We start from the raw sequence: 8753 nt of genomic DNA, 5'->3' as shown, positions 1-8753 counted from the left end.
CCGGTCCTTCCCCATGATCATCAGGCGGTTGTAGGCGCAGTTCCAGGTGCCGTCCTCCGGATCCTTCGCGAACGAGATAGCCGCGGTGATGTAGGGCCCGGCGTCCGCGCCATGGTGGACGATCTGCGGCAGCGCCAGCAGGTCGACGTCGGCACCCGTATGCACCACCTCCTTGACCGGCCCGCCGTCCACCACCACCGGCGCCAGCGGGCGCTCCATGGCATTGAGGAACGCCCGCTGGACCTCCCGCGGCTCGGTGTTCATGGCCAATGCCATACGCCGCCGGCTCGCATGGAGGTTGGTCACCACCGGAAGCGCGCTGCCCTTGACGTTCTCCAGCAGGAGCACCGGACGGCGCCGCCGTTCGCGTGCCAGCTTCGCCACAAGCGCGCTCACCTCGTAGCGCGGGTCCACGGGATCGGCGATTCTGACCAACTCGTCCTTCGATTCCACCAACTCCAGATAGCTTCCAAGGTCCTGCGGCATAGGTCACCTGTTACTCGGGAATTTCGGACGGCGCGCGTTCCGTCCCTCGCGCCACATTCAAGTCTAATCAAAATCCCGTCTGTTGTTTAGGAGACTCGGGCCCGGCCCCTTCCCCTGCTTGACACGCGCATGCTTTCGGGCGAAGAAACGGAGGCCGACACAACGGAAACGGAGGATACATGGCCATCGACGAAGAACGCGAACTCGACGATCCCGGCTGCTGCTCTATCGACTACAGCCACCACAAGGCCCTCTTCGAGCGCCGCCAGAAACTCTACCGGGAGGATCCGGCCAAGGCGGTCACGGTGCACGAGGCGCGCATCCGCCTGGTCAACGACCACCTGAAGGAAGCCAGGACATCGGAAGGTTACACCATCCTGTGCGACGAGCCGGAATCGCGCGGCGGCACCGGCAAGGGTGCGGCCCCGCTCCAGTACTTTATCGCGTCCATCGGGTTCTGAATGCTCAGCCAGGTGACGCAGTTGGCGTCATTCATGGACATCCGCATCGAGCGCGCCGAGATGTCGGTGCGCGGCGAGTTCGACCAGAAGGGCAAGTTCGGGCTGTCGGACGTGCCGTCGGCGTGCACCCGGCTCGTGTACCGTCTCGATCTGCAAAGCCCGGACAGCCAGGAGCGTATCGTCGAGTTCACCGAGGCGCTGGAACGTTCCTGCTACGCCACCAACACCCTGCGGCGCCCGGTGGAGGTGGTGCCGGAGCTGACCCTCAACGGCGTGGACATACCGCTGGGGTAGCCCCACGCCTCCTGGCTTCCCGTCCCCGATCGAGGTCGAGGACAAGCTTTCGCGGGAATGACCCTTCGCGGGCGTCGGCGATAGACTCCCTACCCCTGCTCCAACACCCAGCGCGCCACCTCGTCGTGGCGCGCGAACCAGACCCGGGAGAAACCCTTCATGTAGCGGAGGATCTCGGTCAGCACGGCGGCGATCATGGGCCGGCCGCCGAAGTGCGCGTGAACCGTGAGGTTGATCATCTCCGGGGCGTCGGACCGGTACAGGAAGTCGAAGGTGTCCTTGTAGACGTTGAGGAAGTCGCGCGGACTGCCCCGCAGCACCCGGTTGTCCGCGAAGTCGCTGTGAGGGATGGCCACGATGTCCCCCGAGCCGGTGGCCATGCGGTAGGGCACGTCGGTGTCGTTGTAATCGCCGTGCCAGACGCACCCGGCCTCCGCCAGAAACCCAGCGGTGTGCTCCGTGGGCGTCGCCCGCGGACTCAGCCAACCCACCGGCCGCACGCCCGCCACACCTTGGATGAGATCGAAGCAGCGCCCGATCACCGCCTGCTCCTCCTCCGCCGAAAGATCGGTGAGGAAGGTGTCCTGGGTGTACGAATGGCCCGCCAGTTCGTGCCCGTTGTCGTGCAACGCCTTGACCGCCTCCGGGAACATCTCCGCCGAGCGCCCGCTCACGCACACCGTGGCCGGCACATCGAACTCCCGGAAGATCTTCATGAAGCGCCAGACTCCGGTGCGCCCGCCGTATTCGGACCAGGAGACTCCGAGCCGGTCCACCACGCCGGGCTTGAGCGGCGAGGACATGGGCGAATAGGACGGCGCCTTGCCCACGGACCAGGTCTCGAACATCGGCGTCACCAGGACCGCCACTTTCGCGTCGTCAGGCCATTTCTCGATGGTTGTCAATGTCATGTTCCCCTTCCCTGTCGCTCTCCCATCATCTCGATGAACCGCCGCGCCAGCCGCGGACCCGTGGCCTCGTCCTCATGCTTGAAGAACACGTACGCCCGCGCCCATTCCTGCCCGCGCACCCGCTCCGCCCACGCGCCGATGGCCGCGTCGGTGTATTCCACGGCCCGCAGACGAAGATAGCCCCAACTCGCCGTGGACACGAACGGAGCCTCTTCCTTCAGTTCGCCGTCGGCCACGCACAGGGCCACGTCGCGCTCCCGCAGGGTCTCGAAGACCGTCTCGTCGAACCACGAGATGTGGCGGAACTCCATGGCCACCGGGCGCCCCTGGGGCAGCACGGCGAGGAAGGCCTGAAGGCGCGGCAGGTCCAGCCGCATGTTGGGCGGCAACTGGAACAGCACCGGCCCAAGCCTGGAGCCCAGGGTCTCCAGCCGCTGGAACAGGAACGCCACCGCGTCCGCGGCCTCCTTGAGGCGCGCGTGGTGGGTGATGGCGCGGGACGCCTTCACGGAAAAGGAGAAGTCCTCCGGCACCTGCTCGCACCAGCGCGCCAGCACCGGGTCCGCGGGCATGCGATAGAAGGTATGGTTGATCTCCACCGTGCCGAAACGCTCGGCGTAGAACGGCAGCATCTCCTTGTCCGGCAGTCGCGCCGGATAGAACTTGCCCTTCCACGGCTTGTAGGCGTAGCCGCTGGTGCCCACGAGGGTCTTCAAGAAGGCTCGCTCCAAAGGTGCGGGTACTTGAGCCCGGAGCCGGTGATCATCAGCACCACCCGCTCGTCCCGGCCCACCGTGCCCTGTTCCAGCAATCGGCGCAGGGCCGCCAGACAGGCGGCGCTTTCCGGCGCCACGAAGATGCCCTCGGTGGCGCCGATCTCGCGCACGTCCTCCAGGATTTCGGCGTCGGACACGCTCACGGCGCAACCGCCGCTCTCCCGCACGATGCGCAGGATCATGAAGTCGCCGATGGCCACGGGCACGCGCAGGCCCGCGGCCACGGTGGCCGGCTGGGTCACCGCCTCCGCCGCGTCCGCGCCGGCCTCGAACGCCTCGACGATGGGCGCGCACCCCTCGGCCTGGATCGAGACCATGCGCGGGCGCCGCGAGTCGATCCAGCCCAGCTCTTCCATTTCGTCGAAGGCCTTCCACATGCCGATGAGGCCGGTGCCGCCGCCCGTAGGGTACAGCAGCACGTCCGGCAGCGTCCAGTCCATCTGCTCTGCCAGCTCGTAGCCCATTGTCGTCTTGCCCTCGATCCGGTAGGGCTCCTTCAGGGTCGACACGTCGAACCAGCCCTCGCGCTCCTTCTTCTCCCCGATGATGCGCCCGCAGTCGTTGATGAAGCCGTCCACCAGGACCACGTCGGCGCCGTACTGCCGGCACTCCACGATGTTCACGGGCGGCGCGTCCCGCGGCATATAGATGTGCGCCGCCAAGCCCGCCTTGGCTGCGTACGCCGCCAGCGCCCCGGCGGCATTCCCCGCCGACGGCACCGCCAGGCGCTCCGCCCCCAGTTCCAGGGCCATGGACACCGCCGCGGTCATGCCGCGCGCCTTGAAGGATCCGGTGGGGTTCGAGGACTCGTCCTTGAGATGGAGCCGGCTCATGCCCAGCCGCTCACCGAGCCGGCGGGCATGGGCCAGCGGCGTCCACCCCTCCCCCAGCGTGGTGACCGCCGCGTCGTCCATGACCGGCAGCACCTCGCGGTAGCGCCACAGACTCGCCACCCGCTTCCGCAGGCTCTCGCGCGTCAGGGTCCCGCCCGCCCGCGCCAGGTCGTAACGCACCAGCAGCGGCTTGGCGCATTCGCGGCAGAGGTTGTGAAGCTGCCGGCGTTCATGCCGCGTTCCGCAACGCGAGCATTCGAGAAAGGTCACGTACATGAAGCACCCCGCCTGCCTACAGGCGCGGGCTCCACACCCGCCCGGGCACGTAGATCTGTCCCTGGAAGAGCTTGCGGGTGGTGCGCACCACGCCCGCCTTGGTCAGCGCGAAGTCGTCGCCGACGCCGCTCAGCTCGAACGCCACGGTGATGGACCCGCTGGGATGCTCGATCTCCACCATCTCGGAGAAGCCGCCCTTGGTCTCCGCGATGCCGTCGGCGACGGTGCCGGGCACCAGGGCGCAGCTCCCGACGCAGATGGCGCCGGACACCGCGTGGGCCGCGTGGCAGTCCGTGGGCACGAAGTAGCGCGACGTGAGCGTGCCGCCATGACGCGGCCGGGAGAGGATGCCGAACTTGGGAATGACCTTGCCGCGCACGTCGCCCAGCCCCATCTTCTCGCCGGCCACGACCCGGACGGCTTCCAGCTTCTCCAGCAACTCCCGGTTGGCGTCCAGCTCGGCCTTGCCCTCGTCGCCGCGGATGCCCATGCTCGCGGCCGTGGTCAGCACCATGGGCATGGCCACGTCCACGCAACTCACCTCCACGCCTTCGATGACTTCCCTGCGCTGCCCGGTTGGGAAGAGCGCCCCGGTCTTGGAGCCGATGACGTCCATGAAGTTCAGCAGGATGGGCGCCGCCGTGCCCGGGACCCCGTCGATGGCGGTGGCGCCGTCGTACTCGACGTACCCTTCGGGAGTCTCCACCACCGCCTCGATGAGCGAGTCCGTGTTCACGTTGCGGATGTTCACGACGGTCCGGGGATCGTCCGAGGGCACGATTCCGTGCTCGATGGCGAAGGGGCCGATGCCCGCCAGCATGTTGCCGCAGGTGGGGCTGTAGTCGACCAGCGCCTTGTCCACCGACACCTGTGCGAAGAGGTAGTCCACGTCCGCCCAGGAGTGGTCCGACGGCGACACGATGGCGACCTTGCTGGTGAGGGTCGTGGCGCCGCCCACGCCGTCGATCTGGCGCTGGTCGGGGGAGCCCATGGCCGCCAACAGCACCTCGTCGCGCGTGGCCTCGTCGGCCGGCAGGTCGCCGGCCAGGAAGTACGGCCCGCGCGAGGTGCCGCCGCGCATCATCGTACAGGGAATCGCGGTCTGTCTTGCCATGGTCAGGATATCCTTTCCCAGATGAGCGAGGCCCGGCTGCCCGGTCCGCCCATGACCGGGGGCGCCGCGGTCAATACCAGCCGCTCCCCCTCGAAAGACACCTCCCGCCGGGTAGTGGTGCCGTCGAGCCGGGGATCGTGGCCGAACTCGATGTGGTGCAGCACCACGTCGCCCTGGAGCTCGAACTCCCCGAAGTAGCTGAAATAGGTGCCGTCGGGCCGCCGGGTGGCGGTGGCCATGTGGCCGTCGGCGGTGTACTCCATGCGGCCCACCACGGGCGCGTCTTCACCCGATCCGGTGTTGCCGTCGGCGTCGGTGAAGCGGAACTCGTGCAGACGCCACGTTCCTGTCATGCGCTCTCGATATGTCATGACCTCAGGATATAGTGCGCAGTGCCGGGACTTCAACTCCAGGAAGTCCCGATCCATCATACCGGCGGCAACCGCTCCGCGGCCGGAACCGCGGGCTACGGCGCCGGTGTCACGGCCTCCGGCTCCACGGCGGCCTCGACCGCCACCGTGCCGCCGTAGTCGTCCACGATGCAATAAAGCGCGGGCACGAGAAACAACACCTGGAACGTGGACGCGCCAAGGCCGAAGGCGAGGCTGGTCACCAGCGGGATCAGCACCTGGGCCTGGAGGCTCGTCTCCATCAGCAAGGGCAGCACCCCCGCCACCGTGGTCAGCGAAGTCAGCAGCACGGCGCGGAAACGTTGCCGGGCGGCGCCGCGCGCGGCGGCCTCCGCGGACTCGCCACCGGCGCGGCGGATCTTGATGAAGGTCACCAGCACGATGGCGTTGTTGACCACCACGCCGGCAAGGGAGACGAAGCCCACGAGGCTGGGCATGGATAGATCGAGACCCAAGGCGAGGTGGCCGACGACCACCCCCACGAGACCCACGGGAATGGACGCCATGATCACCAAGGGCTCGACGTAGCCGCGGAACTGGAAGCTCAGAAGGAGGAAGATGGCCGCGAGCCCCACCATGAAGTTCCGCCCGAGCGACGAACCGGTCTCGGCCGACTCGCCCGCCTGCCCCTCCAGCTCAATGCGCACGCCCGGATAGCGCGCCAGCAGACCGGGTGCGAAACGCGCCTGGGTGTCGGCGATGATCTCCGCGGCGTTGGCCCGCTCCGGATCGATGTCGCCCTGGATGGTTACCGCCCGGCGGCCGTCCACGCGGTGGATGCGGCTGTAACCGCGCTCCGAGCGCAGCGACGCCACGGCATGCAACGGCACCTGCTCGCCGGCGGGCAGGGTGACGGTGAAGCGGGCGAGGTCCGCAAGACTGTCCCGGTCCCGTTGGTACAGCCGGACGTCGATTTCGTAGTCCTCGGTCCCGACCTGGAACTCGCCCGCGCGGCGCCCCTGGAACGCCGCGCGAAGCTGGCGCGCCACCTCGGCCGCCGTCACCCCCAAAGCCAGCGCGCCTTCGCGCAGGCGCACGCGCAGCTCCGGCTTGCCCAGACGCAGATCGTCGGTCAGGTCGAAAACGCCGCCGTACCCGCGCAGCCACTCCCGCAGCTCCGTGGCCGCCGCCTTCAACGAGGCCACGTCCTCCCCCACCAGGCGAATGTCGATGGCTCTTCCCCCCGGCCCCACTTGCGGTTCGCCAAAGGTCAACGCGATGACGTCCGGCGGCATGCCCACCCGCGCGCGCCACCGGTCCATGATCTCGTCCAGCGACGCGTAGCGGGCGTCGGGCCCCACCAGGTCCACGGTGACGGTGGCCAGATGTTCACCCGACTCGCCGGCCTCGCGGTTGCGACTGAACTGCACCCCCACGTTCCGCACCATCCTGTTGCCGCCCGGCCGCCCGCTCGCGTAGGCCTCGTCCACGGACCGGACGGCGGCCACCACCTGTTCCACCACGGCCTCGGTGCGAGCCAGCGGCGTCCCCTGGGAAAGCAGCAAGCGCACCTCGATGACATTGCCCTCGATGTCGGGAAAGAGCCTGAACTTCAGCACACCGCCGACCATGACGGACACGGACACGAGAAACAGGCCGGCGATGACGCCCACGGTGAGGTAGCGCCAGGACACCGCCGCGTCCACCAGACGCCCGACGAACCCTTCCGTGAAGCGCGCCAGGCCGGCGTCGAACAGGACCCGTATCCTGGGAGGCGGTGCATCCCCCGTGGCGCGCAACGTCCCCAGAAGGTGATGCGGCAGGATCAGGAATGCCTCCACCAGGCTGAAGGACAACGTGAGGATCAGCACCACCGGCAACACCCCCATCACGGCGCCGATGTTGCCGCGCAGGAACGCCAGGGCGCCGAACACGCCGATGGTCGTGAGGAACGACGCCAAAACCCCCGGGGCCACCTCCCGGGTACCTTCCACCGCCGCCTCCATGACGGAGCGTCCCGCGGCGCGGTGGCGCGCGATGTTCTCGGCGATGACGATGGCGTCGTCCATCATCAGGCCGACGGCGATGAGCAGGGCCACCATCGTGACCATGTCGAACGAGTAGCCGATGGCCGCCATCCCCGCGATGGTGCCCATGAACGCCACCGGGAGGCCCGCGGCCACCCAGAAGGAGTAGCGCAGCCCGAAGAACAGCCACATGACCAGGAACACCAGCACGAGGCCCTGGGCGCCGTTCCGCAACAGCATGGTGAGACGGTCGCGCACGATGGACGACACGTCGCGGGTGATCTCGAAGACCATGCCCGGCGGCGCCAGCGCCCTTTGCTCATCGAGATAGGCCCTGACCGCACCGATGACTTCCAGGGTGTCGTCGGCGCGCCCCTTTTCCACCATGAGAAAGGCCGCCCGCCGGCCGTTGAAGATGTTCTTTTCCTCGGCGCGCTCGAACCGGTCGGTGATGTTGGCGACATCTCCCAGCCGGATCACCGCGCCGCTTGCCGAGGCCACCACCACCAGTTCTTCGAACGTGCGCGGCATGCGCCGTTCGTCATCGAAACGGATGAGCACCGTCGAGTCCCGCGCCTGCACCGACCCCGCCGGCAGCATCACGCTCTGGCGTTCCACCGCATCGGCCAGATCGCGCACGCTGAGACCGAACTGGCGCATGGTGGACGCCGGCACCTCGATGCGGATCTGCCGCTGGGAGAAGCCCTGGAGTTGCACCCGCGCCACGCCCGGAATGGCCAGCAGGTCGTCCTTCATGCGTTCCGCGTAGGCCTTGAGTCCCTCCTGTTGCAACGGCCCGGTCACGGCGATGGACGCCACCAGGTCCACGCGGCCGAGTTGACGCACCACCGGCGCCTCGGCGTCCGCGGGAAAGTCCCGAATACCGTCCACCTCGCTCTTGACGTCCTCCAGGAAGCGTGCGAGATCGGCGCCTTCGCGCATGACCAGCTTGGCCACCGCCACCCCTTCCCGCGCCTCGCAACGGGTCTCCTCGCGCTCGTCCACGCTGTCCGCGGCGGTCTCCAGCTTGAGACAAATGCCCTGCTCCACGTCCGCGGCCGCGGCCCCGGGCCACGGCACCCGCACCTCGACGGTATCGGCCGGGACGTCCGGAAACGTCTCGCGCTTCACGGTTCCCGCGAAGACGAGACCCAAAAGGATGAACCCGAGCATGAGGAGGTTGGCCGCCGTGGGGTGGCCGGCGAAGAAACGGACCATGCGCGTG

General features: G+C 68.1%; 9 protein-coding genes. 2 read left to right on the top strand and 7 right to left on the bottom strand.

The genetic code is table 11. The features are described 5' to 3' along the window. Window positions 1-486: UbiD family decarboxylase (locus OXF11_11200; GenBank protein MCY4487664.1), on the bottom strand; the 486-nt coding region annotated here is incomplete at its 3' end. Between the two features lie 179 nt (window positions 487-665). Between OXF11_11200 and OXF11_11195 the strand changes: the two genes are divergently transcribed. Then, entirely contained in the window at window positions 666-947 is a 282-nt protein-coding gene (locus OXF11_11195) for a hypothetical protein (GenBank protein ID MCY4487663.1), read from the top strand. 21 nt (window positions 948-968) lie between these two features. After that, entirely contained in the window at window positions 969-1241 is a 273-nt protein-coding gene (locus tag OXF11_11190; GenBank protein ID MCY4487662.1) for an OsmC family protein, read from the top strand. 89 nt (window positions 1242-1330) lie between these two features. Here the strand turns inward: OXF11_11190 and OXF11_11185 are convergent, their stop codons facing one another. From OXF11_11185 to OXF11_11160, 6 genes are all read right to left on the bottom strand, one after another. Then, window positions 1331-2152: a polysaccharide deacetylase family protein gene (locus tag OXF11_11185; GenBank protein MCY4487661.1), complete on the bottom strand. Its 822-nt coding sequence runs from the start codon at window positions 2150-2152 to the stop codon at window positions 1331-1333. Next, the gene (locus OXF11_11180) at window positions 2149-2868 is read right to left on the bottom strand and encodes a DUF72 domain-containing protein (protein MCY4487660.1); all 720 of its coding nucleotides are present in this window, start codon (window positions 2866-2868) and stop codon (window positions 2149-2151) included. Before OXF11_11180 ends, OXF11_11185 begins: the two co-directional genes overlap by 4 nt. Continuing rightward, window positions 2865-4037, bottom strand: a complete 1173-nt coding sequence (locus OXF11_11175) for a threonine synthase (protein ID MCY4487659.1) — start codon at window positions 4035-4037, stop codon at window positions 2865-2867. The genes OXF11_11180 and OXF11_11175 overlap by 4 nt, the downstream gene beginning before the upstream one ends. A 16-nt stretch (window positions 4038-4053) precedes the next feature. Further along, a complete protein-coding gene (locus OXF11_11170; GenBank protein ID MCY4487658.1) occupies window positions 4054-5151 on the bottom strand; it encodes a 4-oxalomesaconate tautomerase in 1098 nt (365 codons plus the stop codon). A gap of 2 nt (window positions 5152-5153) precedes the next feature. Beyond that, the gene (locus OXF11_11165; protein ID MCY4487657.1) at window positions 5154-5504 is read right to left on the bottom strand and encodes a lipocalin-like domain-containing protein; all 351 of its coding nucleotides are present in this window, start codon (window positions 5502-5504) and stop codon (window positions 5154-5156) included. A 113-nt stretch (window positions 5505-5617) separates the two neighbouring features. Next, window positions 5618-8746 (bottom strand): efflux RND transporter permease subunit, encoded by a 3129-nt coding sequence (locus tag OXF11_11160; protein ID MCY4487656.1) that lies wholly within the window; start codon window positions 8744-8746, stop codon window positions 5618-5620. Between the last annotated feature and the right edge of the window lie 7 nt (window positions 8747-8753).

Source organism: Deltaproteobacteria bacterium, assembly GCA_026712905.1.
Taxonomy (GTDB): domain Bacteria; phylum Desulfobacterota; class Binatia; order UBA9968; family JAJDTQ01; genus JAJDTQ01.
Note: the sequence above shows the minus strand (reverse complement) of the source record. Positions and strands in the feature narration are given on the sequence as shown.

Coding starts and splice junctions, on each gene's coding strand:
- OXF11_11160 (MCY4487656.1), bottom strand. CDS start 8,746: ATGGTCCGTTTCTTCGCCGGCCACCCCACGGCGGCCAACCTCCTCATG.
- OXF11_11195 (MCY4487663.1), top strand. CDS start 666: ATGGCCATCGACGAAGAACGCGAACTCGACGATCCCGGCTGCTGCTCT.
- OXF11_11175 (MCY4487659.1), bottom strand. CDS start 4,037: ATGTACGTGACCTTTCTCGAATGCTCGCGTTGCGGAACGCGGCATGAA.
- OXF11_11185 (MCY4487661.1), bottom strand. CDS start 2,152: ATGACATTGACAACCATCGAGAAATGGCCTGACGACGCGAAAGTGGCG.
- OXF11_11165 (MCY4487657.1), bottom strand. CDS start 5,504: ATGACAGGAACGTGGCGTCTGCACGAGTTCCGCTTCACCGACGCCGAC.
- OXF11_11170 (MCY4487658.1), bottom strand. CDS start 5,151: ATGGCAAGACAGACCGCGATTCCCTGTACGATGATGCGCGGCGGCACC.